1 protein-coding gene is annotated in these 564 nt (G+C 51.2%); it reads right to left on the bottom strand.

Annotated features, from left to right (window positions below):
* Positions 1-379, bottom strand: a 379-nt coding sequence (locus WMO66_RS00005; RefSeq protein WP_349134356.1) for a hypothetical protein, incomplete at its 3' end; no start/stop codon positions are given.
* Between the last annotated feature and the right edge of the window lie 185 nt (positions 380-564).

Below are 564 nucleotides of genomic sequence, written 5' to 3'. Positions count from 1 at the left end.
CATTCAAGTGGAAAAACAGCTGTTCGCACTGCACGTTGACCCAGCCGCTCCCTCCGGTCAGGACAAAACGCAGTTGTCTGGTATCCGGAAGTCGCTGGCTGCTCATGCCGTTGATATCCGGTCCTTCTGCCTCCAGAACCTCCATCGTAGCGCCGTCAGTGCAGAGCCGATCGCCCTGCGCGTTATAAACGGCGTTCTCCGGATGGGCTTGATAGCATTCCGGCGTGATCCAAATTTTGGTCATAACGGGCAAATCCGCTGGCACTGTCGTCTCCGTCGGTTCTGCTGACGAAGCAGCCGTTGGGGCGCAGGCCGATAAAAATACCAAAGAAAGAATAAGCAATATCGCCAATAAAACTGACGTCAGCCTTATTCGCATTGTTCTACCCTCCTTTTTATCAGCCAGATAACGTGTTGCCTTGTTCAACAAGATTGGGTGTGCCAGAGACGGTTATACAGAGGATTGTCCTGCTTTTTTTCTCAACGGCAAAATTAATAGAGCGAATGCCATACTGCACCGACCAGCATCGCACGACTGAGAAAGGAATTCGGTTCAAACTGCGT

It is taken from the genome of Faecousia intestinalis, from assembly GCF_040096185.1.
GTDB lineage: Bacteria > Bacillota > Clostridia > Oscillospirales > Oscillospiraceae > JAZOXB01.
Note: the sequence above shows the minus strand (reverse complement) of the source record. Positions and strands in the feature narration are given on the sequence as shown.